Annotated in this window: 26 protein-coding genes; 24 read left to right on the forward strand and 2 right to left on the reverse strand. The window is 39.0% G+C overall.

Annotated features, from left to right (window positions below; all coding sequences use genetic code 11):
* The first annotated feature begins 2 nt into the window (after positions 1-2).
* The 20 genes from lspA to IW492_RS04875 all read left to right on the forward strand — a co-directional run bounded on the left by lspA (position 3) and on the right by IW492_RS04875 (position 20,220).
* A complete protein-coding gene (lspA, locus tag IW492_RS04780) occupies positions 3-473 on the forward strand; it encodes a signal peptidase II (RefSeq protein WP_324254761.1) in 471 nt (156 codons plus the stop codon).
* A 71-nt stretch (positions 474-544) separates the two neighbouring features.
* A complete protein-coding gene (locus IW492_RS04785) occupies positions 545-1,447 on the forward strand; it encodes an RluA family pseudouridine synthase (RefSeq protein WP_202066018.1) in 903 nt (300 codons plus the stop codon).
* Positions 1,448-1,774: 327 nt separating this feature from the next.
* The gene (pyrR, locus tag IW492_RS04790) at positions 1,775-2,317 is read left to right on the forward strand and encodes a bifunctional pyr operon transcriptional regulator/uracil phosphoribosyltransferase PyrR (RefSeq protein WP_202066020.1); all 543 of its coding nucleotides are present in this window, start codon (positions 1,775-1,777) and stop codon (positions 2,315-2,317) included.
* A gap of 28 nt (positions 2,318-2,345) precedes the next feature.
* Positions 2,346-3,641, forward strand: a complete 1,296-nt coding sequence (gene uraA / locus IW492_RS04795; RefSeq protein ID WP_202066023.1) for a uracil permease — start codon at positions 2,346-2,348, stop codon at positions 3,639-3,641.
* 143 nt (positions 3,642-3,784) lie between these two features.
* Positions 3,785-4,711, forward strand: coding sequence for an aspartate carbamoyltransferase catalytic subunit (locus tag IW492_RS04800; protein WP_202066025.1), 927 nt, complete (start codon positions 3,785-3,787; stop codon positions 4,709-4,711).
* Positions 4,712-4,720: 9 nt separating this feature from the next.
* Positions 4,721-6,004 carry a dihydroorotase gene (locus IW492_RS04805; RefSeq protein WP_202066027.1) on the forward strand — a complete coding sequence of 428 codons (1,284 nt, stop codon included), beginning with the start codon at positions 4,721-4,723 and terminating at the stop codon, positions 6,002-6,004.
* 2 nt (positions 6,005-6,006) lie between these two features.
* On the forward strand, positions 6,007-7,092 hold the full coding sequence (locus IW492_RS04810) for a carbamoyl phosphate synthase small subunit (RefSeq protein WP_202066033.1): 1,086 nt from the start codon (positions 6,007-6,009) through the stop codon (positions 7,090-7,092).
* Positions 7,085-10,273, forward strand: a complete 3,189-nt coding sequence (gene carB / locus IW492_RS04815) for a carbamoyl-phosphate synthase large subunit (RefSeq protein ID WP_202066039.1) — start codon at positions 7,085-7,087, stop codon at positions 10,271-10,273. The genes IW492_RS04810 and carB overlap by 8 nt, the downstream gene beginning before the upstream one ends.
* A 107-nt stretch (positions 10,274-10,380) precedes the next feature.
* Positions 10,381-11,163, forward strand: coding sequence for a dihydroorotate dehydrogenase electron transfer subunit (locus tag IW492_RS04820; protein ID WP_202066041.1), 783 nt, complete (start codon positions 10,381-10,383; stop codon positions 11,161-11,163).
* Positions 11,160-12,089, forward strand: a complete 930-nt coding sequence (locus IW492_RS04825; RefSeq protein ID WP_202066050.1) for a dihydroorotate dehydrogenase — start codon at positions 11,160-11,162, stop codon at positions 12,087-12,089. Before IW492_RS04820 ends, IW492_RS04825 begins: the two co-directional genes overlap by 4 nt.
* Positions 12,086-12,802 (forward strand): orotidine-5'-phosphate decarboxylase, encoded by a 717-nt coding sequence (pyrF, locus tag IW492_RS04830; RefSeq protein ID WP_202066052.1) that lies wholly within the window; start codon positions 12,086-12,088, stop codon positions 12,800-12,802. The genes IW492_RS04825 and pyrF overlap by 4 nt, the downstream gene beginning before the upstream one ends.
* On the forward strand, positions 12,803-13,441 hold the full coding sequence (gene pyrE, locus IW492_RS04835) for an orotate phosphoribosyltransferase (RefSeq protein ID WP_202066055.1): 639 nt from the start codon (positions 12,803-12,805) through the stop codon (positions 13,439-13,441).
* A gap of 1,179 nt (positions 13,442-14,620) precedes the next feature.
* On the forward strand, positions 14,621-15,325 hold the full coding sequence (locus IW492_RS04840) for a carbonic anhydrase family protein (protein ID WP_202066057.1): 705 nt from the start codon (positions 14,621-14,623) through the stop codon (positions 15,323-15,325).
* A 12-nt stretch (positions 15,326-15,337) separates the two neighbouring features.
* Positions 15,338-16,234, forward strand: a complete 897-nt coding sequence (locus IW492_RS04845; protein WP_202066059.1) for a LysR family transcriptional regulator — start codon at positions 15,338-15,340, stop codon at positions 16,232-16,234.
* A gap of 131 nt (positions 16,235-16,365) precedes the next feature.
* Complete coding sequence (locus IW492_RS04850) at positions 16,366-16,662, forward strand: WXG100 family type VII secretion target (protein WP_202066061.1); 297 nt, start codon at positions 16,366-16,368, stop codon at positions 16,660-16,662.
* A gap of 48 nt (positions 16,663-16,710) precedes the next feature.
* Positions 16,711-17,118, forward strand: coding sequence for a hypothetical protein (locus IW492_RS04855; RefSeq protein ID WP_202066069.1), 408 nt, complete (start codon positions 16,711-16,713; stop codon positions 17,116-17,118).
* Positions 17,111-17,398 carry a hypothetical protein gene (locus IW492_RS04860; RefSeq protein ID WP_202066077.1) on the forward strand — a complete coding sequence of 96 codons (288 nt, stop codon included), beginning with the start codon at positions 17,111-17,113 and terminating at the stop codon, positions 17,396-17,398. Before IW492_RS04855 ends, IW492_RS04860 begins: the two co-directional genes overlap by 8 nt.
* Before the next feature lie 10 nt (positions 17,399-17,408).
* Positions 17,409-17,699 carry a hypothetical protein gene (locus IW492_RS04865; protein WP_202066079.1) on the forward strand — a complete coding sequence of 97 codons (291 nt, stop codon included), beginning with the start codon at positions 17,409-17,411 and terminating at the stop codon, positions 17,697-17,699.
* Between the two features lie 248 nt (positions 17,700-17,947).
* Positions 17,948-18,625: a hypothetical protein gene (locus tag IW492_RS04870; protein ID WP_202066081.1), complete on the forward strand. Its 678-nt coding sequence runs from the start codon at positions 17,948-17,950 to the stop codon at positions 18,623-18,625.
* Entirely contained in the window at positions 18,625-20,220 is a 1,596-nt protein-coding gene (locus IW492_RS04875) for an Mbeg1-like protein (protein WP_202066084.1), read from the forward strand. The genes IW492_RS04870 and IW492_RS04875 overlap by 1 nt, the downstream gene beginning before the upstream one ends.
* Before the next feature lie 107 nt (positions 20,221-20,327).
* Here IW492_RS04875 and hisC read toward each other — a convergent pair whose 3' ends face one another.
* Positions 20,328-21,377, reverse strand: coding sequence for a histidinol-phosphate transaminase (gene hisC, locus IW492_RS04880; RefSeq protein WP_202066086.1), 1,050 nt, complete (start codon positions 21,375-21,377; stop codon positions 20,328-20,330).
* 174 nt (positions 21,378-21,551) lie between these two features.
* Between hisC and IW492_RS04885 the strand changes: the two genes are divergently transcribed.
* From IW492_RS04885 to IW492_RS04900, 4 genes are all read left to right on the forward strand, one after another.
* On the forward strand, positions 21,552-22,715 hold the full coding sequence (locus IW492_RS04885; RefSeq protein WP_202066088.1) for a pyridoxal phosphate-dependent aminotransferase: 1,164 nt from the start codon (positions 21,552-21,554) through the stop codon (positions 22,713-22,715).
* Between the two features lie 300 nt (positions 22,716-23,015).
* Positions 23,016-23,906, forward strand: a complete 891-nt coding sequence (locus IW492_RS04890; protein ID WP_202066098.1) for a phosphate ABC transporter substrate-binding protein PstS family protein — start codon at positions 23,016-23,018, stop codon at positions 23,904-23,906.
* 576 nt (positions 23,907-24,482) lie between these two features.
* On the forward strand, positions 24,483-24,794 hold the full coding sequence (locus IW492_RS04895; protein ID WP_202066100.1) for a hypothetical protein: 312 nt from the start codon (positions 24,483-24,485) through the stop codon (positions 24,792-24,794).
* Positions 24,795-24,808: 14 nt separating this feature from the next.
* Positions 24,809-26,014 (forward strand): hypothetical protein, encoded by a 1,206-nt coding sequence (locus tag IW492_RS04900; protein ID WP_202066102.1) that lies wholly within the window; start codon positions 24,809-24,811, stop codon positions 26,012-26,014.
* Between the two features lie 468 nt (positions 26,015-26,482).
* Here IW492_RS04900 and IW492_RS18315 read toward each other — a convergent pair whose 3' ends face one another.
* Positions 26,483-26,614: a hypothetical protein gene (locus IW492_RS18315; protein ID WP_269160913.1), complete on the reverse strand. Its 132-nt coding sequence runs from the start codon at positions 26,612-26,614 to the stop codon at positions 26,483-26,485.
* Positions 26,615-26,752 lie beyond the last annotated feature (138 nt).

The raw sequence follows: 26,752 nt of genomic DNA on the forward strand, positions 1-26,752 counted from the left end.
GATTGTTAGCAGTGTATTTGCTTCTTAGCGCAGTGATTATTGGTTTGGATCAATGGACCAAGTATTTGACTGTGAAAAATATTCAACTAGGAGAAACGAAAGATTTTATTTCAGGATTTATTTCTTTCACATATGTTCGAAATACAGGGGGAGCCTGGAGTATTTTGGCAGGGAAGATGACCTTTTTTTATATAATCACGGTAATCGTGGCCGGGGTTATTTTATATCTACTCTTCAAAAACATTAATGGAAGCAAATGGTTTACATTTGGTCTTAGTCTGGTTTTGGCGGGTGCACTCGGTAATTTTATTGATCGGTTGCGTCTTGGTTATGTTGTGGATATGATACAGACGGATTTTATGAAATTTCCGATTTTTAATGTTGCTGATATGTCCTTAGTTATAGGAGTTGGCTGTATTTTTATCTACCTGATTTTAGATGAACGGGCAGAAAAAAGAAAAAAAGCAAAATGATTTAGTAAGATGAATCAGCAGATTATGTATGTCAGTAATCGTCAAATAGAAAGAAATGAAGGATGGAAAAAATGGAGCGAATCAGCTTAACAATCAATACAGAAACAGGCAGAATAGATAAAGTTTTAAGTGAGCATTTAGATTATTCACGTTCACAAATTCAACAGTGGTTGAAAGAACAGCAGGTCCGAGTAAATGGAGAAGTCGTTCGATCCAATTATAAAGTAAAACAGAAGGATCAAATTGAGATTGATATTCCCGAACCTGAGGAATTGCTGATTGAGGCTGAAAATATTGCTCTTACTATTGTCTATGAAGACAAGGATGTTGCTGTCATAGATAAGCCTCAAGGAATGGTGGTACATCCGGCAGCAGGGCATACAAACGGAACACTGGTCAATGCATTGATGTATCATATTAAGGATCTTTCCTCAATTAATGGAGTTATTCGACCAGGGATTGTCCATCGGATTGATAAAGATACTTCCGGGCTTTTGATGGTGGCAAAAAATGATAAAGCACATGAGTCTCTGGCGGAACAGCTGAAAGAGAAAACATCTGTCAGAAAATATCTTGCGTTGGTTCATGGCGAGATTTCGCACGATAAGGGAGAAATTAATGCCCCAATCGGACGTTCAAAAACTGACCGGAAAATGCAGGCAGTTATTGAAACAGGGAAGCCTGCTGTCACTCACTTTCAGGTAGTCGAACGTTTTTCCGGCTATACTCTGATAGAGCTTCAGCTTGAAACGGGTCGAACGCACCAGATTCGGGTTCATATGAAATATATTGGTTATCCTGTGGCAGGCGATCCGCTTTACGGTCCAAAAAAAACACTGAAAGGGAATGGTCAGTTCCTTCATGCCAAAACGCTGGGCTTTGTTCACCCGACAACCGGTGAATACATGGAGTTTGAAACGCCGTTACCAAAGGTTTTTGAAAAAACTTTGGAGCAATTAAGAAATAATGATTGATTTATTTTTTATTAAAAGGTACACTATCTTTAGTTGAATATTATTCCTTTAAGAGTAGTCCCGTGAGGCTAAGAAGGACACATGCAGAAAACATTTAAGTGCGCTTAAATCAAGGTCTGTGTGTATTACAGTATACACTTATGTAAGCTATCCTCCTGTCCTCTGGGCAGGAGTTTTTTTATTGTCAAAAAGCTACTTTGATAAAAAAGGATAAGAAGCTCAACAATTGTATTTTTATAAGGACGTGTCTGAGAATTCGTACTTCAATCGTTTTTGAAACCACAGCCTAATGAATAAAGCAGTAAAATGTATAAGGAGGCATATATCATGCAAGGAAAAGAAGTTGTAGATGCAGTAACAATGAAACGGGCATTAACACGAATCACGTATGAAATCATTGAAAGGAATAAGGGCATTCAGGATATTGTTCTTGTGGGAATCAAGACCAGAGGAATTTATATCGCAGCCAGAATTGCAGAACGTTTGAAACAACTGGAAAATGTTGATGTTCCAGTCGGTGAGCTAGATATCACCTTATACCGGGATGATGTTGCAGATCCCGAAGCACAAGAGCCGGAGCTTCATTCTTCAGATATTCCTTTTTCAGTAGAAGGGAAGCAGGTTATTCTGATAGACGATGTCCTTTTCACTGGAAGAACCATTCGAGCAGCACTGGATGCGATCATTGATCTTGGCAGACCAAAGAAAATTTCATTAGCTGTGCTGGTGGACCGAGGGCATAGAGAGCTGCCGATTCGCGCAGATTATGTAGGAAAGAACATCCCAACCTCCTTAAAAGAAGAGATCATTGTAGAGATGGAAGAGCTGGATGGAAAAGATAGAATTTTAATCAATAAAGAATCAGAATAGGCTGGATAGAAAGTTGGAAAAAGAGAAAATGGATGAGAAAAAGTTTAGAAATACAGATGTTGTTTTGGATATACAAGATAAACCAGGTGCCCTGCAGTGGATGGGCTTAAGCCTGCAGCACTTATTTACAATGTTTGGCGCCAATGTACTGGTGCCGATTTTAACGGGACTTGAACCAAGTATCGCTTTATTTAGTTCGGGCGTTGGAACACTATTATTTATCCTGATCACTAAAGGGTCAGTACCTGCGTATCTTGGCAGCAGCTTTGCCTTTATCTCAGCAATTAATGCATTGATGGCGACTCAAGGGTACCCGGCTGTGGCACAGGGAATTATCTATGCGGGGATTGTTTATCTGATTGTCGCACTGATTATTTCAAAAGTCGGATCAGACTGGATAAATAAAATTTTGCCCCCGGTCGTAGTTGGACCGGTGATCATGGTTATCGGACTGGGGCTTGCTTCAACTGCTGGGAACCAGGCAATGTTCAGAACACTGGCAAATGGGGAAGCTGTTTATGACAGTAAATTTTTCATAGTAGCATTATTTACTTTGGGAATTACGATCTTTTTCAACATGTATTTGAAAGGATTTATGAGTCTGATTCCGATTTTACTGGGGATCGTCTGCGGTTATCTTTTTGCAATGCTGATGGGCATTGTGGATTTATCTGCGGTTGATGAAGCAAGGTGGTTCAGTCTGCCGGCATTTCAGCTGCCTTTCATAGACTATGATCTCTCATTTTCACTCGCAGCACTGACGAGCATGGCTCCGATTGCGTTTGTGACGATGACGGAACATATGGGACACATGATGGTTTTAAGTAAAATCACCAAACGGAATGTCTTTAAATCTCCGGGGCTGAATAAAACATTGTTGGCAGACGGACTGTCAACAATTATCGGCGGGTTTACAGGCGGGCCGCCGACTACCAGCTATGGCGAAAACATAGGTGTACTTGCGATTACAAAGGTTCACAGTGTCTATGTAATTGGTGGAGCAGCTGTACTGGCTATTGCAGCTGGATTCATCGGAAAGGTCAGTGCATTAATTCTGAGTATTCCGAGTCCGGTAATCGGCGGAATCAGCTTTCTACTGTTTGGAGTGATTGCTTCAAGCGGATTGCGGATACTGATCGACAACAAAGTCGATTATGATCAGAAACGGAACCTTGTCATCACATCATCCATTTTGGTTATTGGGATTGGCGGAGCGTATTTGAAAATTGCCAGCTTTGAATTAACAAGTATGGCATTAGCAACCATGCTGGGAATCATATTGAATCTGATTTTACCTGAGAAGGCACGAAGCGAAGTAGAATGATTGGTTTATAAGCTGTAAATGCAGCTTTTAGTATTAGTAATAGAACACGAAATAATGAGACAGAAAAATTGACCATTTTCTGTCTGATAAATCAGATCTGGTTTCTAAAGAAAGAGTAGACATAATAATAGGAGGAATGACGAATGATTCATACGTCAGAACGAGTCAGTTTAAAGCACTTATTAACTGTTGAAGCCTTAAGTGATCAGGAAGTAATGGGATTGATCAGACGAGGGCAGGAATTTAAACAGGGAGCAGTATGGCAATCCGGCAGGAAGCAGTACTTTGCAACGAACCTCTTCTTCGAAAACAGTACGCGGACGCATAAAAGCTTTGATGTTGCTGAAAAGAAACTGGGCCTTGAAGTGATCGAATTTGAAGCCAGTACAAGCTCTGTTCAAAAAGGTGAAACACTGTATGACACAGTTCTGACAATGTCGGCTCTTGGAGTAGATGTAGCAGTTATTCGTCATGGCGAAGAGAATTATTATGATAAGCTGATTCAAAGCAAAACGATTCAATGCTCCATTATCAATGGTGGAGATGGCAGTGGTCAGCATCCTACCCAATGCTTGCTGGATCTGATGACCATTTATGAGGAATTTGGTTATTTTGAAGGATTGAAGGTCGGTATCATTGGAGACCTGACACATTCCAGAGTGGCAAAATCAAATATGCAGCTGCTGAAAAGGCTTGGAGCTGAAATTTATTTCTCTGGTCCCGAAGAGTGGTATGATGCGCAGTTTGATGTTTATGGTGATTACGAATCTATTGACGAGGTCGTCCAAAAAGCAGATGTAATGATGATGCTGCGGGTACAGCATGAACGACATGACGGAACGGAAAGCTTTTCAAAAGAGGAGTACCATCAGCAGCACGGTTTGACTGTTGAACGTGCAAAAAAAATGAAAAAAGAAGCAATTATTATGCACCCGGCACCCATTAATCGAGATGTGGAGCTGGCTGATTCTCTGGTTGAAGGTATTCAGTCCAGAATTGTTCAGCAGATGAACAACGGAGTCTACATGAGAATGGCAATATTAGAAGCTGTATTAGCAGGAAAGGCATAGGAGGCAAGTATGAAAACATTAATAAAAAATGGAAAAATTGTTGAAAACGGGAACGAATTAACTGAAGCTTCAATTTGGATTGAAGCGGGGAAAATATTTGCAGTTGGTCAAAAATTTGATGAAGCGCTGTTTGAGCGGGTTTACGATGCAAAGGGACAGTTGATTACACCCGGACTGGTTGATGTTCATGTCCATTTGAGAGAACCGGGCTTTACGTATAAAGAAACGATTGCAACAGGAAGCAAAGCAGCTGCAAGAGGCGGCTTCACTACTGTTTGTGCAATGCCGAATTTGAATCCTGTACCTGATACCGCAGAAAAGCTGGGAGAAATCTACAAGACTATCAGCAAAGAGGCTGTCGTAAAGGTACTGCAGTATGCACCCATTACAGAAGAGCTGAGAAGTGAACGGCTAACGGATCAAAAGGCTTTAAAAGAAGCTGGCGCATTTGCATTTACGAATGATGGTGTGGGTGTTCAGACTGCAGGAACCATGTATCTGGCAATGAAGGAAGCAGCAGCAAACAATATGGCTCTTGTTGCACATACAGAAGACGAATCGCTTTTGTTTGGCGGAGTAATGCATACCGGTAAAGTATCGGAAAAACTAGGACTTCCAGGTATTCTCGGTGCCGCCGAAGCTTCACAGATTGCACGAGACATCACACTGGCAAAGGAAACAGGCGTTCACTATCATGTCTGTCACGTGTCTGCAGAAGAAAGTGTGCGGGTTATCCGTGATGCCAAACGAGCAGGAATTCATGTAACGGCTGAAGTTTCCCCACACCATCTTCTGCTGATTGATGAAGACATCCCGGAAGATAACGGTTTTTGGAAAATGAATCCTCCCTTAAGAGGGAGAGCGGATCGCAAGGCTTTGATTGAAGGGCTGTTGGATGGAACGATTGACTGTATTGCAACTGACCATGCACCGCATGGTCTGGAAGAGAAGAAGCAGTCATTTTTAAAAGCTCCATTTGGAATTGTCGGCAGTGAAACGGCTTTTCAACTGATTTACACTCACTTTGTTGAAACAGGAAAATTCACACTGGAACAAGTAGTAGATTGGATGTCCGTGAAACCGGCTGAAATATTCGGATTGAAAGCTGGAACACTGAAAATTGGTGCGGCAGCAGATTTGGCTGTATTTGATTTAGAACTTGAGGAAGCCATTGATGATAAAAAATTTGAATCACTTGCGGTAAATACACCTTTTGTCGGGTGGAGAGTAAAAGGAAATACATTGATGACATTTGTTGATGGGAAGCTGGTTTGGTCTAAGGAGGAAGCATAACGTTGAAACGATTACTGATTTTAGAAGACGGCACTGTTTTTGAAGGAAAAGCGTTCGGGGCAGAAGTGAATGTAGTAGGCGAAGTCGTATTTACGACGAGTATGACTGGGTATCAGGAAACAATTACGGACCAAAGCTTTAACGGTCAGATTATCACATTTACTTATCCGATGATAGGGAATTACGGCATTAATCGTGATGATTATGAGTCCATTTCGCCGACCTGTAAAGGAGTGATCGTTAAAGAGTATGCAAGACTGGCGTCAAACTGGCGCAACCAAATGACACTGGATGAATTTCTCAAAAGGAAAGGAATTCCCGGTATTGCAGGAATTGACACACGTGCATTGACGAAAAAGCTTCGTTCTGTTGGAACCATGAAAGGACTGTTGACAGATGAAGGGGATGACTTTAATCATCTATTTGATCAGCTTCGTGCGACAGTTATGCCAAAGAATCAGGTTGCTCAGGTTTCAACAACAAAGCCCTATCCGAGTCCAGGTGTCGGACGAAATGTAGTAGTGATTGATTTTGGTTTGAAACACAGCATCCTGCGTGAGCTGTCCAAGAGAAATTGCAATCTGACTGTTTTACCTTATAATACAGATGCACAAACGATTTTAGATCTCCATCCGGATGGAGTGATGCTGACAAATGGACCTGGAGACCCAAAAGATGTCCCGGAAGCAATTGAAATGATTCAGCAGATTCAGGGGAAGGTTCCGATTTTTGGAATCTGTCTTGGACATCAGCTCTTTTCGCTGGCTAACGGAGCAGACACTTATAAGATGAAATTCGGTCATCGGGGACTGAATCATCCGGTCAGAGAGATTGCGACTGGGAGAATAGATTTTACTTCTCAAAACCATGGTTACGCAGTGGATGAAAAAACAGTTGATCCAGAAAAATTAATGGTCACGCATATAGAAATAAATGATGGTACAGTTGAAGGGGTACGACATAAGGAATTTCCGGCTTTTACTGTGCAGTATCACCCGGATGCAGCCCCTGGTCCTCATGATGGACTACACCTTTTTGATGAATTTATGGAACTAATGGATGCATGGAAGGAGCAGGAAAATGCCTAAAAGAACAGATATAAAGAAAATTATGGTCATCGGTTCCGGGCCGATTATCATTGGTCAGGCTGCAGAATTTGATTATGCAGGAACACAGGCATGTCTTGCTCTGAAAGAAGAAGGCTACGAAGTTGTTTTGGTCAATTCCAATCCAGCAACAATTATGACGGATAAAGAGATTGCTCATAAAGTTTACATCGAACCGATCACTCTTGAATTTGTTTCGAGAATTCTGCGTAAAGAAAGACCAGATGCGTTACTTCCAACACTGGGTGGGCAGACTGGTCTGAACATGGCAATGGAACTGGCAGCATCGGGCATCCTTGAAGAGCTGAATGTTGAACTGCTGGGGACGAAGCTGAGTGCGATTGACCAGGCAGAAGATCGTGATCTGTTCAAACAGTTAATGGAAGAACTTGAACAGCCGATTCCTGAAAGTGATATCGTGCACACGGTGGAAGAAGCAGTTGCTTTCGCCAATACAATTGGCTATCCAATTATCGTTCGTCCTGCATTTACTTTAGGCGGAACCGGCGGCGGAATGTGCGACAATGAGGAAGAGCTGCGAGTGGTAGCTGAAAACGGCTTGAAACTTTCGCCGGCAACGCAGTGTCTAATTGAAAAAAGTATAGCCGGCTATAAAGAGATTGAGTATGAAGTAATGCGGGATTCAGCTGATAATGCCATTGTGGTCTGCAATATGGAAAATTTTGATCCAGTGGGTATTCATACAGGAGATTCGATTGTATTTGCGCCAAGTCAGACATTATCAGATTACGAATATCAAATGCTGAGAGATGCATCACTAAAAATTATTCGTGCCTTGAAGATCGAGGGGGGCTGTAATGTTCAGCTCGCGCTTGATCCTCATAGCTTTAACTATTATGTAATTGAAGTTAACCCCAGAGTTTCCCGCTCTTCTGCATTGGCAAGTAAAGCGACCGGCTATCCGATTGCAAAGCTTGCAGCAAAAATTGCCGTTGGTTTAACGCTGGATGAAATGAAAAATCCTGTAACTGAAACAACCTATGCGGAGTTTGAACCGGCATTGGATTACGTCGTTGCGAAAATTCCCCGTTGGCCTTTTGACAAGTTTGAAAAGGGTGAACGTCTTTTAGGTACACAGATGAAGGCAACCGGAGAAGTTATGGCAATCGGTCGAAATATTGAGGAATCTTTACTGAAAGCTGTTCGTTCTCTGGAAATCGGAGCCTATCACAATGAATTGAAAGAGTTAAAAGAGGTTTCAGATGAATTACTGACTGAAAAAATGGTTAAGGCGCAGGATGACCGTCTGTTCTATCTGTCAGAAGCATTAAGAAGAGGCTATAGTATTGAAGAACTTGCTTATTTAACGAAGGTCGATTTATTCTTCCTTGATAAATTATTGCATATTGTGGAATTGGAAACAGCGCTTGCTGCAAACAAGAACGATTTTGAAACACTGAAAGAAGCAAAACAAAACGGTTTTTCTGATCGTAAAATTGCTGATCTGTGGTCCCTGACTGAACAGGAAATAAGGAAGTACAGATATGATAATAATCTGATTCCTGTCTATAAGATGGTAGATACCTGTGCAGCTGAATTTGAATCGCAAACACCATATTTTTACAGCACATATGAATTCGAAAATGAGAGTATTCGTTCTGAGAAGGCATCTATCCTGGTGCTTGGCTCCGGTCCTATCCGAATTGGTCAAGGTGTGGAATTTGACTATGCAACCGTACATTCCGTTAAGGCGATTCAGGCAGCAGGCTATGAAGCAATTATTATGAACAGCAATCCGGAAACCGTCTCAACTGACTTTTCAATCTCAGACAAATTATATTTTGAACCCTTAACACTTGAAGATGTTATGAACGTGATTGATTTGGAGCAGCCGGAGGGTGTGATCGTTCAGTTCGGCGGTCAAACGGCAATTAATCTGGCGGAGCCATTATCGAAAAACGGCGTGAAAATTCTTGGAACGACGATTGAAGATCTGGATCGTGCAGAAAACCGCGACTTGTTTGAACAAGCTTTAAAACAACTCGAAATTCCTCAGCCGCCGGGAGATACAGCAGTCAGTGCAGAGGGGGCTGTTGAAGTAGCCAATCGGATCGGCTATCCGGTTTTGGTCCGCCCAAGTTATGTACTGGGGGGACGAGCAATGGAAATTGTCGAAAATCAGCGTGATCTTGAGGATTATATGGAGCATGCAGTAAAGGCTTCACCTGAGCATCCTGTTCTGGTAGACAGCTATCTGGTCGGAAGAGAATGTGAAGTTGATGCTATCTGTGATGGAGAAACCGTCCTGATCCCAGGAATTATGGAACATATTGAACGTGCCGGCGTGCATTCAGGTGATTCGATGGCTGTTTATCCGCCGCAGACTCTTTCTGAAACAATTAAAGAAACGATTACTGAGTATACAAAAAAACTGGCTTTAGGCTTAAATTGTATTGGTATGATGAATATTCAATTTGTTATTCATGAAGAAACGGTTTATGTGATTGAAGTGAATCCGAGAGCCAGCCGCACCGTTCCGTTTTTAAGTAAAATCACAGGCATCTCAATGGCACAGGTAGCGACAAAAGCAATTTTAGGTGAAAAATTGACAGAACTTGGTTATGAAGATGGGCTGTATCCTGAAAGTAAACAGGTTCATATTAAAGCACCAGTCTTTTCCTTCACCAAATTACAAAAAGTAGATACGTATCTTGGACCTGAGATGAAATCCACAGGAGAAGTCATGGGTTCAGACTACAGTCTTGAAAAAGCACTCTATAAGGCTTTCGAAGCCAGCGGTCTTCATTTGCCAAGCTATGGTGCAGTGTTGTTTACGATTGCAGATGAAACCAAAGAGGAAGCTTTGGCATTGGCAAAACGGTTTACAGCGATTGGCTATAGCCTGGTTGGTACAGCCGGTACAGCAAAATATTTTGAAAAGGCTGGTCTTCATGTAAAGTCTGTATCCAAAATTGAAGATAAAGAGGAAGACAACGAAACAGTTGTGGATGTTATCCGAAGTGGTCAGACACAGGTGGTAGTTAATACAATGGATAAGGACCGGTCATCTTCAAATGAGGATGGATTTATTATTCGGAGAGAGTCTGTTGAGCAGGGGGTACCATTATTTACCTCTCTTGATACGGCAAATGCCATATTAAAGGTATTGGAATCCAGGGCTTTTTCAACAGAGGCAATTTAGAATCAAGGCTGGGCAGAATTTGCTCCGAGCTGATGTTCTATTGTGAGAAAAAAGATGGATAAAAGAATGATCAACAGGTACAAGAATATTATGGAGGGAGTCAGCAGATGAAACAGGAAATGATGACAATCGTTGAACAGAAACAACTGGCACCGCGGATTTTTCAAATGACTTTATCTGGTGAGCTGGTTAATGAGATGGGGATTCCCGGTCAGTTTCTACACATTAAAGTCCCGCGCGAAGATTTTCTGCTCAGAAGACCAATCAGCATCAATCAGATTGATAAAGAAGAGAAAACATGTACAATTATCTATCGAACAGAAGGTGATGGGACCCTTTATTTTTCCAACATGTCTGTTGGTGAAAAACTGGATGTGATGGGACCTCTGGGTAACGGTTTTGATGTATCGTTTTTGGAAGCCGGACAAAAGGTTTATATTGTTGGCGGCGGCATTGGCATTCCTCCCTTATATGAGCTGTCCCGTCAGCTAAAAGAAAAAGGTGTTGAGGTTGTCCACTTTCTTGGATATGCTTCAAAGGCTGTTTCCTACTTTCAAAATGAGTTCATTGCGTTAGGGGATACACGTTTTGCGACAGACGATGGAACGTTTGGCATAAACGGAAATGTCGGTAATCTATTGTTGGATGCTTTAAAAGATGAAGAACCTGCTGCTGTATTCGCGTGCGGTGCCAATGGCATGTTAAAGGCTGTAGCTCAGTTATTTCCAGATAATCCAAATGTCTTTTTGTCAATGGAACAGCGGATGGCCTGTGGAATGGGTGCCTGCTATGCCTGTGTCTGTCATGTTCCCGATGATGCAACAGGTGTTAAAAGTGTTAAAGTCTGTGACGAAGGTCCAATCTTTAGAGCAACGGAGGTTGTATTATGATGAAAAATCCATTAGCCGTGAGTTTGCCGGGACTTGAACTGAAAAATCCCATTATTCCTGCCAGCGGATGTTTTGGCTTTGGAGAGGAGTATGCAAATTATTATGATATCGGACAACTTGGTTCAATCATGATAAAAGCAACAACTGCTGAAGCTCGTTTTGGAAATCCTACGCCTAGAGTAGCTGAAACACCGAGTGGAATGTTAAATGCCATTGGTCTGCAGAATCCCGGTCTGGAAGCTGTGATGACCCAGAAACTGCCAGCTTTGGAAAAATATGATTTGCCGATCATTGCCAACGTCGCAGGTGCTTGCGAAGAAGACTATGTGGAGGTTTGCAGTAAAATCGGCGATGCGCCCAATGTTAAAGCAATTGAATTAAATATCTCCTGTCCAAATGTAAAGCATGGGGGGATCGCTTTTGGAACAGATCCGGATGTTGCTTTTCAACTGACTGAATCGGTGAAAAAAGTGGCAAAGGTTCCCGTGTATGTTAAATTATCTCCAAATGTAACAGACATTACTCCTATTGCTCAGGCAATTGAAGCAGGCGGTGCAGATGGGTTTACAATGATCAACACACTGCTTGGTATGCGGATTGATTTAAAAACGCGGCGTCCGATTTTAGCCAATAGTACGGGAGGACTTTCAGGACCAGCAATCAAACCTGTGGCAATTCGATTGATTCATCAGGTTTCCAAAATTTCCAAACTGCCGATTATTGGCATGGGCGGAGTCCAGACAGTAGACGACGTGCTTGAAATGTTTATGGCCGGAGCCAGTGCAGTTGGGGTTGGAACTGCTAATTTTACTGATCCGTATATTTGCCCGAAATTAATTAAGGGATTGCCTGTTCGCATGGGAGAACTAGGAATTGAATCACTGGAAGAATTAATTAAAGAAGTCAGAGAGGAGCATCAGTCATGAACAGCCGACCTGTCGTTGCATTGGACTTCCCTTCAAGAAAGGAAGTAGAAGATTTTCTGCAACACTTTCCAAAAGAGGAATTGCTTTATGTAAAAGTGGGAATGGAGTTGTTTTATCAGGAAGGACCGGAAATTGTTAAATGGCTTAAGGCTTCCGGACATTCTGTTTTTTTAGATTTAAAGCTACATGACATTCCCAATACAGTGGAATATGCAATGAAAGGTCTAGCCAAATTGGGTGTGGATATGACCAATGTTCATGCTGCTGGAGGAATACGAATGATGGAAGCTGCCAAAAGAGGGCTTGAGGCTGGGACTAAGGAAGGTGCTGAGACGCCAGTCTTAATAGCTGTTACACAGCTTACATCAACAAGTGAAGAAGAAATGCAGAGAGATCAGCTGATCAGCGTTTTGCTGGAAGAGAGTGTTGTGCACTATGCAGAATGTGCTGAAAAAGCAGGCCTTGATGGTGTAGTTTGTTCCGCCTGGGAGGTTGAAAGGATTAAAAAGAAAACAAATCAGGATTTCGTTTGTCTGACTCCCGGCATTCGTCCAACAGGAAGTGCGATTGGCGACCAGCAACGTGTGATGACACCTCAGGAAGCAAAAAAAATCGGCTCGGATTATATTGTCGTGGGGCGACCAGTAACAAAAAGCGACAATCCTTATGAGGCATATCTTTCTATTAAAAAAGAATGGAATGGAGAGAAATAAATGACTGAATCAGCAATAAATATCGCAAAAGATTTACTGAAAATTGAAGCAGTATTCCTAAGTCCAAACGAACCATTCACTTGGGCAAGCGGGATTAAAAGTCCTATTTACTGCGACAATCGAATTACAATGAGTTATCCGATGATCCGTAAAGAAATCGCTCAAGGCTTGGCTGACAAAATTGAAGCTGAATTTCCCGATGTAGAGGTGATTGCAGGGACAGCCACTGCAGGTATTCCTCATGCAGCATGGGTCGCAGAGATTTTGAATCTGCCTATGGTGTATATTCGCAGCAAAGCCAAAGAACACGGTAAAGGCAATCAGATCGAAGGGCGAATCACTGAGGGTCAGAAAATGGTTGTTATCGAGGATCTGATTTCTACTGGCGGAAGTGTATTGGAAGCTGCAGAAGCAGCCAAGCGTGAAGGAGCAGATGTTTTAGGAGTGGCAGCAATATTCACCTATGAACTGCCGAAAGGTCAGGAGAATTTTGCTTCACATGGTATGGACTTGGTTACCTTAACGAACTATTCTACTTTGCTGGAGGCAGCATTGGAGGCAAATTATATAGAAGCGCAAGATTTGGATCTTCTGAAAGAATGGAAAAAGAACCCGGAGGCATGGAAAAAAGACCAGTGATCTGACAATGTTATAAATTATAATTAAAAATAATTTATAAATGATGTTCAATGATAGAAAATGTTAACCTGTATACTTCAATGACAAGAACAAACAGCTTTAAACCTGTATTAAAAGCGTGCTTCTACGCTTTTTCGGATGCTCGTCGCATGTCTTATAACCACATACAAGACATGCTAATGCTTTTCCAAGTAGACACGTTTGTATCAAGAATCGAACGAAGTCCTTCAATTTTTAGTGACTTTGCCATTTAGAAATTGATGAGATCGAAACGAAGTGTAGTGTAGTGTAGTTGTAGTGAGAATCATAGATACAAGGATTTCCCGCTTTTGTAGGAATATCTAGTGAAATTGCCAGTCCCACTGATGCAGGAATATCTAGTGGGATGGTATGCGAGCCGACAATCTGAGGAATGTGTAAACATTCAATCACTTTTTGGAGGTAGCTGCCAGTCTCACTAAGATAAATAAACTAGTGAGATGGTAGTAATGCTCTGGTTGAAATAAATGGGCAACCATTTATGTTCATCACTAAGAGATTACTAGTATGCGAAGCTCTGAAGGGGATAAATTTATTCCATATACAAAGAGACAGCTGTATACGTACGACAATTTTTTTATGTGTAAACATTCATCTCATAATAGGAGCAGCTGTTCATTTATATTGGCACATGTCTAATATTTTTTTGTATAGCTTACTCCTGTACTTTTAGCAAATACTCATTGCCTATCCAGTAGTCTCATATGTAATACTACTGGATAGGCAATACGTTTCTTGGATTTAGAAGCCAAGCTTAATTTTAATTCGGTCAGCACACTAGACAATGATTCAAAAAATGCTATAGTTTAGAGTGATATACACATTGATTCAATACAGGGACAGAAGAAGGTATCTGCATAGTGTTGCAGCAAATTTTCTAACTGCTTAAACAGCAATTACCGTGCTGAAAACGAAGCTCTTCCTTGCCGTGCTTAATTTTTTCAGTTTCTAACATAAATATATTAGGAAGCTTTTTTATAGTGTGTATATATGCTTTGCTATCTGTTTTCATTTCCCTCTTATTAGAACCAATTTAGCAAACTTACTGCATGTTTGCTGTGCAAAGTATTCATCAGTTGACTAAAAATTTGAAATACGCTACAGTTATCAAAATAAATTTTTCTGATTCAGGAGGGTTTTATGAAGAAAATTAGAAATATGGATGTAGAATGGAGTTATTCAGGAGACAGAGGAACGGAACACTGGCATACTCTGTGCGACTGGTTTGCTCAGGGAGCAGCTTTTCCCGATCAGTCACCAATCATGCTTTCAGAAAAAATAATAGATGAAAAAAAATCGTCAGTAGACAGCCTGACATTCCACTATATAGAGGAAACCTTTACCGAAAAGGAATTTAAAAATACCATGCATTTTGTTCCGCCAAATACAGAAAGCTATGTTGTTCATCAGAATCAGCAGTATCGTTTAACAGACATTCACTTTCATACACCGAGTGAACATCTGCTTCAAGAGGTTCAATATCCAATAGAATTTCACCTTGTTCATATGAATGAGGAAGGACAAAATCTGGTTGTCGGCTGTCTTTTTGAACTTGTAGATAAAACAGAAAAGTTTTCTAAATTGAAAAGACTGCTTGAAGTGAGTGAAAGAGCACATGATTTTGTTTTTAATCCTGTTCTTTTTTTGCCAAATGAGCGTACACACTATCATTACATAGGATCGCTGACAACACCTCCTACGAAAGGCCCGATTCCATGGTTTGTTTTTCGACAAGTAGAAGAAATTGATCGTCAGCTGGTTAAAAACTTAAAAAAAGATATGTTGGAATTTAATAATCGGCCGATACAAAGCAGAAATAAGCGAAAGATTTATTTGGTTGAATAATGGAGAAAACACATGAATATTAAACAAATGAAATATGTGGTGGCTGTGGCAGATAATGGCAGTTTTCGTGAAGCAGCAAAAAAGCTGTTTATTACACAGCCGAGCCTTTCTAATGGAATCAAAGAGCTGGAAGACGAATTAGGTGTGAACTTGTTTACACGAACTAATAAAGGGGCTTTGCTGACAGAAGAGGGTATTGCCTTTTTAGAATCTGCTGAGAAAATTTTGACCCAACTATCTCTACTTGAAAATCGCTATCAACATCAGCAAAAAGAAACACGTTTTTCCATTTCTTCCCAACATTATGATTTTTTAGGTGGTATAATGGCAAAAACAGTTCAGAAGTTTGGCAATCAGTATAAAGAATTTCGTCTTTTTGAGACAACGACATTGAAAGTTATTGAGGATGTAAAAAGTTATCACAGTGAACTTGGCATCTTGTATTTAAACAGCAGCAATCGCTCTGGCATTAAACGCCACCTGTCTGGAACTAATTTAATATATGATGTGGTCGGCTGCTTTGATACTCATATTTTTTTAGGCAATCATCATCCCCTTGCTCATAAAAAAGAATTAACACTTGAGCAGTTGGTACATTATCCTCAGGTTCGATTTATTCAGGAGGGCAGTGAATTTTCGTATTTGTCTGAAGATCTGGTGGAAGAAAATGAACAGGATATAGTTATTAGTGTGAACGATCGTGGAACGTTGATGAATATCTTGGCTGAAACCAATTCTTATGCATCAGGCTCTGGAATTCTTACGGGATTTACCAAGAAGGAGATTAAATTGATCCCTCTTGTTCAGGAAGAAGAGAACAAAATCTGTATTATTTATCAGAAGAATCAACAAAAAAGTGCTATTTTAACTTATTTTATCAATGAGCTAAAAACAATTATCTCTAAGTAAAAATACGATGTTTGACTGAGATTTTTCTCAGTCTTTTTTTATTTTCCTAAGTTGGAGAATCTGGATTTTCGATTTGTTTTTAATAATCTGTTGAAAAATTTATTTTTTGCGTATCTTTATTACGACAGGAGATGATTAAAATAAGAATACAGCTTGATTATTCAGAATTACTTCGCATTTCTTCAGAACTTTACAGGCAGGAAGAGAAATATGAAGAGTGTATAAGCAGTTTGGATGAGATGCTCCTAACAGTTCCGCAATTTTGGGAAGGAAGTGCAGCTGAAGCCTATTGTCAAAGATTTGAGAATCTAAAACCAAGCTTTGAAGAGACGCGAAAAATAATTGAAATTTTGCAGAAGCAAATCAAGGAGTCGATCATGGTAATGAAAGAAAGAGATCATATACTTGCCGGTAAGCTGGACTTTTAATATCAAAATAGAGGAAAGGAGAAAAGAAGCATAAAAGAACAAGAATATTTGTTTGAGAATAGAGCTTTACAGCAGCAGATCTTTGATATTGAGGATCAAATTAGAAAAAAGGAACAGGATTTGAACGACTTATACCATTTAAAAAAACAACATACTGCACAGATGGATGACATCAGTTGGAACTTTTACGAACGAAACAGAAGAATTGAACAGGTTTCATCCGATGCGTTCGATCTGAATTTTTATCGCGGGTACAGAGAATTTATGGGTAAACTGATACTTGAGAGTAAAAAATATTATCAAAAATCAGAAGAAGAGCACTTGGCAATTACTCGAATCATCTATCAATTGGAACAGGAGATAACTGATTTAAAGCAGCAAAGAATCAGAAATGAATCTCAATTATTTTCCTTAACTAATTTAATGAAGCTGGAAAGGGCTGAGGGATATGGCTAATAAAGAATTGCTCATTGCTGATGCCGAATTTATTTTCGCTGAAAAATCTTTAATCACCTATTTAATAGCGATCAGTGAAATATGCAATGAAGTTCAGGAAATTCTTATATCTGTCACCACGCAGGCTTTAGAGGATCAGCAGATTTCTGCAAGACTTAAACAGTTTGCTGATCAGATAGCCTGTATCGCGGGAAAAGCTGAAAATCTTGCGGAAACATTAAATGGAAAAAGCTATTTATTTATTGAAGAAATCGATCAAAAGGATCAATTCATTTATTAAGGAGGATGAGATGGAGAAAATAAGTTTAGAGACTGATGAAATGGCTTTGCTTAAAAATCGCTTGATGAGCATCAGTGTAAAAGTAAATGAAATTTCCTGTGGAGGATATGTTACCGAACATTTGTTTACACAAAGTCAGGGACAGGCAACAGAGATGCTAAACCAGTGTTTGGCTATTCTTGTTAAAGGTGCAGATGAGCTTCAACTAATTACCGACAAATCAATCAGATTTTTAGAAGAAATCATTGAAGGATTTACGGAAACAGATCAGGTACAGGCTAAAAAAATAACTGGAGAATAAATAGAAGAAAAGTAAAAGGCAGCTAATAACTGGAATGGGTTTGGAATGAATGGAATCAGAATGTAGACAACACAACATGTAAGCCTATTCTGAAAAAGATAAGAAAAGAGGACCCTTTTTGAATGTCAGCAGTTTTATAAAATGAGTGATATATTCAATTTTAACTATTTAGGGATGAGACGAAAATGCAAAGATTTTTTGTGACCATTGTTTTAGTACACATACTTTTAATGGGGGGATGTAAACGGATGAACGAAACAATCAACCAGAAATTGCCATCGCGCGAGGAAGTTAAGACAGAAATATTACAGTATTTAGAAGAAAAGTATAAAGAAGAATTTATTTCTCATTCAATCGAATATCGTTCATGGTCTCAACCGAACCATGAGAGCATGCTTGCCTATCCAAAAGAAGGCGAGCCTGAAGAGTCTTTTGTTGTTTACCGTTATGAAGATGGGCAGCATTATGAAGATGGATATATCGGTTATTTGATGAAGCCGTTCTATTATGAATTATTTGATGACATAATAAAAGATTATTTTGATAAATATCAGCTGGTTATTCATTATAACCAGGTTTACCCCAATTTTTTTACAAAAGAGACGACCTTTCCGGAGTTTCAGAAGTATGCAAACAAAAGCACAACAATTATGGGGGTACTTTATGTTCCTGTGACATCAGAAAAGGATAAAGAGAAGCTGGAAAATAAACTTTTTGAAATAGTAGAAAAAATAAAAAAAGAAAACGTTGCTATTGGAATAATCAGTATTAATGCGTATCTTGAAGCAGATTACCAGAAGGATATAGAAAATGACAGATTTGAAACAAAGAAGAACGGTGATAACTATCCTACCGAAAGCCTGCTTTTTGAGTTAAGAGAATCTTGGGGAAAAGTAGATAGAACTGAAGGCAGGGAAGATAAGTAGTGGCACAGCCGACAGAAAGTGAATTACTAATTCTGAATGCCATAATTTATACAAATGATTTTGTTAATCAGGCAGAAAACATGAGTATTTATGAATGGGCGGTACAATTTGATTCAGATAATCTGGATGACAGTAGAAAACCGGCTGAAATGTCTAAAACTGAATTTCAAAAAGTCATTCACACAATTAAAGAAAATAAATCTATATATCATCAGATGATTGTAAGAGATATAAATAATGAACAATACGCAAATGAAAGCGGTTCTCAGAGGGTAACGAATGCGGCCGTTGCGTATGGGGAGGATTTAATCATCCTATATAAAGGAACAGCTGGAGATTTGGAGTGGCGTGATAATGGGATTGGCGGCTATACAAAAATAACAGATACAGAGCAGCAAAAACTGGCATTAGATTATTTTGACAAGATGAGAATTCAACATGGAAGAGATAAAATCTATGTATCCGGACACTCAAAAGGTGGGAATAAAGCCCAATACATAGGTGTATTAAGAGGTGAGCAGCTAGAACATGTTTACTCGTTTGACGGTCAGGGATTTAATCAGAGCTTTTTACTAAAATATAAGCAGCAAATTGAAGTAAATAAAAATAAAATCACCAATATTAGTAACGAATATGACTTTGTAAATATTTTATTGTTTCCTATAGCCGGCAATCGCAAATATATTTCTTCAACCACAAGTCTGGGAATCATGGACAAAAGCTCCTTCGCTCTAAGCAACAGTGAACATGTAACTATTGAGAAGTTAAGGGAGGAGAGGCTTGGCCAAGGAAAGGCTGTGTTGGAATGGGCAAAAATTGTAGGCGGAAATATAGCTGTACACAAAGCAGGTGCCTGGCATTCTCCCTATTCAATGTTTGTAGCCACGAAACAGGATACGTTGATTCTAAATGATGTCACAGAACAAAGCACAGCCATGAAAGAAGTACAGAGATTACTGCTGTATTTTAATAAATATATGCGTGAAGAGGATTGGTGCTACGTTTGCTATTCGGTAATGTCTGCGGTTCAGAGTGGAGATAAAGCGTATGGAGAAGATTATTCAAAAATGCCTGATGGATTTATAGAGAGAGCAATGACTTTAACAAAAGGATATTTGCAGAAGCAAAAGGGGATCGACAGTTCCGAAGTATTTTTGTTTCTAAACTCTATACTTGGATTAAACATTGGCAGCCTAATGATCAGCAGCATCGCAGGATATGGTTATGATGGATTAACTGGAACAAGCTTTACAGACTTGACACGGGATTTCACTCACCGTACCAAAGATCAGCTGCTGACATTAGTGGAAGAAGTAGAAGACGAACCATTTTGGGATATCACGAAATGGGATGTCTTTTATCGTATTGACCAATATTTTTTAGGTGGGATAGATTTTCCGGGAAACAGCAAGGAACTGATGAACTATTATCAGAAAATCATAGATATTCAGGAAATTTCTGCAATGGAGATTCATCGGATTTTTGATGAGGTATATGAAACAGAAGCAAAATTTGCTCAAGAAATGGAAGAGGTTAAAAATAGCGCGGAGGAAATTTTATCGTCTTTAAAAGAAATTTCCGGAAGGATTACTTAAAAAAGACAAAAGAGACAGAACAAAGATCTAAATCTTGTACTGATGGAACTGCTCTGGTTTCCATCCAATACTTAAGATTAGACCTAGTTTCTCTGTCTCGATCTTGGTTATTTACTGACAAAATTTGCCAATACAGCTGCTACTCTTTTCATTTCTTCCTCTGTACCGATAGAAATCCGAAGAAATTTTTTCAGGCGTTCCGGCTTGGTGAAGTAGCGGACAAAGATATTTTTTTCTTCGAGATATTGGAAGAGCTCATTCATTTTGACTTTATCGTGTGAAACAAGGACAAAATTTGTTTGAGAAGGTAAAGAACGGAAGCCGCTTTCCTCAATTTTCTGAGAAAACCAGTCTCTGGTTTGGCAAATCTTGCCCGTTATTTTTTGATAATATTCACTATCTTGAATTGCAGCAGTTGCCAGTGCTTCAGCAAGCATGTCAACTGAATAGGGATTAAACGAAGATTTTACACTTTCCAAAATAGCAATATATTCAGGATTTCCCATTGCATATCCAATTCGGAGACCGGCAAGTGACTGGGATTTTGAGAGTGTATGAATAATAATCAGATTAGGAAATTCATCTAGTAAAGAAGTCATCGAATCTTCCGCAAATTCTATATAAGCTTCATCAAGAATAACAATTACATCAGAATGGTTTTTTAACAATTCTCTGATTTCATTTTTTGTTTTAAATAAACCTGTCGGTGCATTGGGATTGGTGATTATAAGACCGCCATTTATTTGATTGTAATCGGAAAAATCAATTTCAAAGTTTTCATTCAAAGGAATCTCTTTAAAAGGAATAGAGAATAAATCTGCCCAGACTTTATAGAAACCATAGGTAATGTCAGGGAAGAGAATCGGATCACCACTGTTAAAAAAAGCCAGAAAACAAAAAGCCAGCACCTCATCAGAACCATTGCCAATTATCAGCTGTTCAGGAAGAACATTGTGTTTTGCTGCAAGAGCCTCTTTCAAAGGTTGGTTATCCAGTGAGCTGTAAAGTTTTAGCTTATCCGCTTTAAAGTTCTTAAGGATTTCGGAAACTTTAGGTGATGGCGGATAGGGATTCTCGTTTGTGTTTATTTTTATCATGCCGGAAATATTCGGCTGGGTTCCCGGTATATAAGGAGCTATTTTTCGAATGCCTTTCATTTGTCCACTGCCTCTCTACTATAAGGTTCAATTTTCTCTACTATAAAGAAAAGAATCTTTAATTGCAAGCTGAAAATGAGAATACGGATAGTAAATGATTCGGATTTTAAATAGGATTTTCATTTTCAAAAAGAATATGGTACTATAATGTGCAAGTGAAAAGGAGCGATAATGATGGATTTAACACAAAAGTTTAACTCACAGGTTTATAAAATTTCTGTCTCAACTATTCGACAATTTGATGAGCAAGTTTCATCAATTCCTGATATATTGAAGCTGACCCTGGGAGAACCTGATTTCAATACACCCGAACATGTGAAAACAGCGGGGCAGCAGGCAATCGAAAATAATTTTTCTCACTATTCGGGTATGGCCGGACTTTCAGATGTTCGAGAAGCAGCAGCCTGTTTTATGAAGGAAAAATATGGACTTTCATATGATCCTTTTTCTGAGATATTAGTAACTATTGGGGCAACTGAAGCTATCTCAGCAAGTTTGCTGGCTATTCTTGAACCTGGGGACAAAGTACTGTTGCCTGCCCCCATCTATCCTGGCTACGAACCGGTTATTACGTTGGCTGGGGCTGACCCTGTTTATATTGATACAACCTCTAATGGCTTTGTGCTAACACCGGAAATGGTTGATCAGGCGATGGCGGTTCATGGGGAGTCCGTAAAAGCGGTCATATTAAATTATCCAAGTAATCCAACTGGAGTTACGTATAATCGGGCCGAAGTTCAGGCTCTGGCAGAAGTTTTAAAGAAATATCCGGTATTTGTAATTAGTGATGAGATATACAGCGAACTGACTTATGATAATTCTCATGTGTCTATTGCGGAGTATATTCCACAGCAAACAGTTGTTATCAACGGTCTTTCTAAATCGCATGCAATGACTGGCTGGCGTATTGGCTTTATCTTCGCCAGTAAAGAATTTACTGCTGAAATCATTAAAGTCCATCAGTATTTAGTTACAGCTGCATCAACTATTTCTCAAAAAGCAGCTGTCAGAGCACTTGTTGAAGGAATGAATGATGGACTGATTATGAAGGAAGAGTATCGAAAACGACGAGACTTTGTCTATGATAGGATGTCATCTTTGGGATTTGAGATTGCACGGCCAAATGGAGCTTTTTATATTTTTGCTAAAATTCCAGACGGCTATGAACAAGATTCAATGGCATTTTGTTTGGATCTGGCGAACAAATGCGCACTCGCACTTATCCCCGGGATCGCCTTTGGTCCGGAAGGCGAAGGATACATCCGCATCAGCTATGCTGCTGATATGGAACGTCTGGAAGAAGCAATGAAGCGTATGGCTGTCTATATGAATCGATAATTGATAAAATGCTGTTTCTCACTAAAAAAGAAACAGCATTTTTTTGCTTATGTAATCGAAGCAGCTGATTTACATGCTAACCATTTTTGAAAGTTCAAGGTGAGAGAAAGCTGTCTTTCGAAGCTGTTCAAAAGATAAGAACAGCATGGATTTATTGAGCTTTCTTGTTTTTAGTCGACTAAAGTCAGTAGACTACACTTAATTTTTACATTCTTTACGTGAAATTTACAGAAAGTTGGATGAGGATTAACAATCACCTGTTAGACTGTGCTTGTAACTAATTATGAAGGAAGTGTCGAAATGAAAAAAGGATTATTAACGACTTTAGTGATTACTGCTGGGGTGCTTTTAGCAGGCTGTAACAGTTCTAACGGAAGTGAAGCTTCTAATTCCGGCTCGGCATCAAGCGATCCGATAAAAATTGTAGCTGTTGGTTCAACTGCTTTGCAGCCACTTGTTGATACGGCTAAGGATCAGTTTGTTGAAGATGAACCAAATTATTCCATTTCGGTTCAAGGGGGAGGAAGCGGAACAGGACTTTCTCAAATTGCTGACGGAGCTGTTACAATTGGAAATTCAGATGTATTTGCAGAGGAAAAATCAGGGATCGATGCTTCTAAACTGGTGGACCACAAAGTGGCTGTTGTTGGTATGGGACCGGTTGCCAACAAAGATGTTGGTGTAACTGAGCTGACAAAAGAGCAGCTGATTGAAATTTTTACAGGAAAAGTAACTAATTGGAAAGAGGTTGGCGGTAAAGATCAGGAAATCGCAGTGATTAATCGACCTTCAGGAAGTGGTACCCGAGCAACATTTGAAAAATGGGGACTTGATGGAGCACAAGCAGTAAAATCGCAAGAACAGGATTCTTCAGGAACTGTCCGACAAATTGTTGCTCAAACACCTGGAGCAATCAGCTATCTGGCATTTTCATACATGGATGATACCACCTTGGCATTAAGCTTGGATGGAGTAGAACCAAAAGAAGAAAATGTGGCTGACAATTCTTGGCCAATCTGGTCCTATGAGCATATGTATACGAATGGCGAGCCGGATGCTGGAGTAAAGAAATTCCTTGATTACATGGTCAGTGACGATGTTCAGCAAACCATTGTTAAAGAGTTGGGCTATCTGCCGATTACAGATATGAAAGTAGAAAGAAGTGTTGATGGTGAAGTAACCAAAAACTAAAGGCAGCAAATAATAAACTGTTTGAAATGATAACTAACTCCTAATTAAAAGAGCGGCTGAAAAGCTGCTCTTTTTTGAGTACAGAGAGCCGGAAATAACCTATAACCCCAAAAAAGGTAGCGAGTGTCAATTTCGCTACCTTTTTTGCTTCTACACAGACTAATAGTTATTGAAATGACTTGTCGCACCAAGCTTATCAAAAATATCTAAAAATATATTTTCTCGTCAAAAAATTGACAGTATTCATTTTTCGCTCATAATCTTAATTACTCCCTTGCTATCCTATTTCCTACATACAATGTTTTTAATAGGCAAAACATTTGAAATTGTCTCTTTGGAGATGTTTTCAGTCGCTTTAAGTGGATTTCAATACCCTCGATATAATATGTATGTTTCTAACAAGACATTTATGTCATTTACAAAATAATATACTCATAATAAAGTAAAACTTATATTTATTAATAAGTGAGGAGCTGTTGATACAAATAAATGAAAACGGTTTTTAAACTATTCATATTTGTTGTGTTGATTCTAGTATTCTTAGCAGGGTGTACTAACAAGAAAGGAAATTATCAAATGAATTCATATGTTGACGAACAGCCTCCAGAAATTTTAGAAGGTAGAATAACATATATATCCGAAAAGAATGAGATGGAAATTTTAATTTTGAATAATAAAACTAAGGAACTTTCTACTTTAGTTTTAGATTTTTCTGATATTATCTTTGATAAAAATGGTGAGTCGGCTTCTCTAGACAGTGTGAATAAATTCGTTAGTATGTTTACAGTAAATGATCAGATAGAATTAACATATGGAAAAGGGACAATTGATTCTGATACAAGAGTTTATAAAATAAACTCGTTAAGTAGCATAAAAAAAGTAAATTAGATAGGGGATTTTTTATGAAAAGGTCAAAAATTTTATTCAGTATTTTTTTTGTTATAGCACCTTTTTTTATAAATTTAGATGTTGCCCGTGCAGAAACTGTTTCGTTTTCTGATGATAATGTTTCAAAAATTGAAGAAGGAGCGGAAGTTGTTGGAAATGAAGAGGTAGCGTCTAGGCTGGCTTTAGATTTTGCTAAAACTATTGAACCAACGCTAGATTTAACTATCGGTTCGACGACTCCTATTCGGGATGTTGAGGGTGTAACGGTTGGTTATGATATTGCCTTTAATTTAGATACAGAGCAATATGGCTATGTAATCATTGATTTTAGATTGCAAGATGATTATATTTCTCAGTTTAGTATAGAGCGAGGAGTTCCTGATTATTATACTCAAATGACAAAACAGCTTTCAAATGAAGTTAGTGATGATACGAATGCTGAAATTTTAGAGACGATGCCTACAGAGTATAATGTAGTAGTTGAAGACGAAGTATTTAGGTCCGATGGTGAAGAGTTAACCTTACAAGAATTTGAGAACTATCAAGATTCTGTAGCTGAGGATGCTTTAAATGTTGTTGAAGAATCTCAAAAATACGCTACTTCAGCAATGTATGGTCATTCATCTGAGTTTTTCATAGATTATCCTTCTGATTTTCAGATGTCTTCAGTATACTACCTTAGACAGTTTAATTCTATTACTCAGGATTATACGCTGAAAGTTAACAAAAAGTATGCCTGTGCGGTAGTTGCATTAGCTACAATTGCAAGTTCTTACAATTTTTATAGTACAGCTGTAGAAAGTCAATATAAAGCTGCTTATGATAGATTATGGACTCTTGCCTATACAAGTAATGAAGGTTTGACACAAACTCGTTATATCGGATCAGCACTAGTTAATTATGCAAGGGAGAAAGGTGTAACATTAACACAGACTACAACGCCTTCCCCAAGCTTTGTGTTAATTCAAAATGCTATTGCTCAGAGTTATCCTGTAGCACTTAGTGTCTTTTATAATAAAACAAATGGTGGTGGAGTTTCAGGTCACACAGTATTTGTTCAGGGAACAATGACTGGTAAACGAGGGCAAACAATGAATAATTTCATTATATTATCAAATGGTTGGACGGCTTCTGCCACATATATGAATTATTCAACAGTTCCGTCCACTTTGTATTCATATGAAGCTGCTATTTGGAAAGGAAAAAAATTATTCTATTAGCAATGTAAAAGCAGTCAGAATAAATAACCTATAACCCAAAACAACTGACCATCACCGTCAGTTGTTTTTCTTTATTATAAATAAATAGCCTTGTGTTGCAACAAAATACACTGTGTGCGATTATAAATAGAAAGTTGAATCCTTTATCGACTTATTATTATTTTTCCGCTATACAGACTGTAGACAAAAAGGAGTTGGTAATCAAACCAGCTCCTTTTTGTCTACAGTCTGTTCTGTCCATTTTAATAGACAGATAGACTTTCGATGAAAAAATTTGCCGTTTAGAAATTGATGAGATCGAAACGAAGTGTAGTGAAAACCGTAGACGCAGAAAAATGGATACAGCGTAATGTTTTGTCTCGAGAATCGTTAGACGCGTAGAGACAGCAGTTCTGGAAATAAGTCGAACGATACTGAAAATATGAGTAGCTCCAGGGAGGTATCAATTCACAGCTAGTCATATTATGACTAGTGTTCCTTGACAATTTTCGTATAGTCCGACTTATTGACATAAATCACTACGATTGACTTGTCAGAGTAGATGATACCTACCTGGTTCTTGAGATAGAATACTTCTGCTCCTGCGGTTACTCGTCGCACAAAAAGCTTGCTCCTGCGGTTACTCGTCGCATGGAGAAGCTTTGTCACAACCTCTGATGAACGGCGCCATGAAGAAATTGATCGAATTATCCAGCGTTTGTATGAAGATCATTTATCTGGAAAACTGACTGATGAATG

The organism is Enterococcus sp. BWB1-3 (assembly GCF_016745275.1).
Lineage (GTDB): Bacteria > Bacillota > Bacilli > Lactobacillales > Enterococcaceae > Enterococcus_L.

What these genes read in the sequence shown, in the direction of transcription:
- pyrR (WP_202066020.1), top strand. Translation starts at nt 1,775, where the DNA reads ATGCAAGGAAAAGAAGTTGTAGATGCAGTAACAATGAAACGGGCATTA.
- IW492_RS04850 (WP_202066061.1), top strand. Translation starts at nt 16,366, where the DNA reads ATGATTAAAATAAGAATACAGCTTGATTATTCAGAATTACTTCGCATT.
- carB (WP_202066039.1), top strand. Translation starts at nt 7,085, where the DNA reads ATGCCTAAAAGAACAGATATAAAGAAAATTATGGTCATCGGTTCCGGG.
- IW492_RS04860 (WP_202066077.1), top strand. Translation starts at nt 17,111, where the DNA reads ATGGCTAATAAAGAATTGCTCATTGCTGATGCCGAATTTATTTTCGCT.
- IW492_RS04800 (WP_202066025.1), top strand. Translation starts at nt 3,785, where the DNA reads ATGATTCATACGTCAGAACGAGTCAGTTTAAAGCACTTATTAACTGTT.
- IW492_RS04840 (WP_202066057.1), top strand. Translation starts at nt 14,621, where the DNA reads ATGAAGAAAATTAGAAATATGGATGTAGAATGGAGTTATTCAGGAGAC.
- IW492_RS04845 (WP_202066059.1), top strand. Translation starts at nt 15,338, where the DNA reads ATGAATATTAAACAAATGAAATATGTGGTGGCTGTGGCAGATAATGGC.
- IW492_RS04885 (WP_202066088.1), top strand. Translation starts at nt 21,552, where the DNA reads ATGGATTTAACACAAAAGTTTAACTCACAGGTTTATAAAATTTCTGTC.
- IW492_RS04805 (WP_202066027.1), top strand. Translation starts at nt 4,721, where the DNA reads ATGAAAACATTAATAAAAAATGGAAAAATTGTTGAAAACGGGAACGAA.
- uraA (WP_202066023.1), top strand. Translation starts at nt 2,346, where the DNA reads ATGGATGAGAAAAAGTTTAGAAATACAGATGTTGTTTTGGATATACAA.
- IW492_RS04895 (WP_202066100.1), top strand. Translation starts at nt 24,483, where the DNA reads ATGAATTCATATGTTGACGAACAGCCTCCAGAAATTTTAGAAGGTAGA.
- IW492_RS04870 (WP_202066081.1), top strand. Translation starts at nt 17,948, where the DNA reads ATGAACGAAACAATCAACCAGAAATTGCCATCGCGCGAGGAAGTTAAG.
- IW492_RS04825 (WP_202066050.1), top strand. Translation starts at nt 11,160, where the DNA reads ATGATGAAAAATCCATTAGCCGTGAGTTTGCCGGGACTTGAACTGAAA.
- pyrE (WP_202066055.1), top strand. Translation starts at nt 12,803, where the DNA reads ATGACTGAATCAGCAATAAATATCGCAAAAGATTTACTGAAAATTGAA.
- IW492_RS04900 (WP_202066102.1), top strand. Translation starts at nt 24,809, where the DNA reads ATGAAAAGGTCAAAAATTTTATTCAGTATTTTTTTTGTTATAGCACCT.
- IW492_RS04820 (WP_202066041.1), top strand. Translation starts at nt 10,381, where the DNA reads ATGAAACAGGAAATGATGACAATCGTTGAACAGAAACAACTGGCACCG.
- hisC (WP_202066086.1), bottom strand. Translation starts at nt 21,377, where the DNA reads ATGAAAGGCATTCGAAAAATAGCTCCTTATATACCGGGAACCCAGCCG.
- IW492_RS04785 (WP_202066018.1), top strand. Translation starts at nt 545, where the DNA reads ATGGAGCGAATCAGCTTAACAATCAATACAGAAACAGGCAGAATAGAT.
- IW492_RS04890 (WP_202066098.1), top strand. Translation starts at nt 23,016, where the DNA reads ATGAAAAAAGGATTATTAACGACTTTAGTGATTACTGCTGGGGTGCTT.
- pyrF (WP_202066052.1), top strand. Translation starts at nt 12,086, where the DNA reads ATGAACAGCCGACCTGTCGTTGCATTGGACTTCCCTTCAAGAAAGGAA.
- IW492_RS04865 (WP_202066079.1), top strand. Translation starts at nt 17,409, where the DNA reads ATGGAGAAAATAAGTTTAGAGACTGATGAAATGGCTTTGCTTAAAAAT.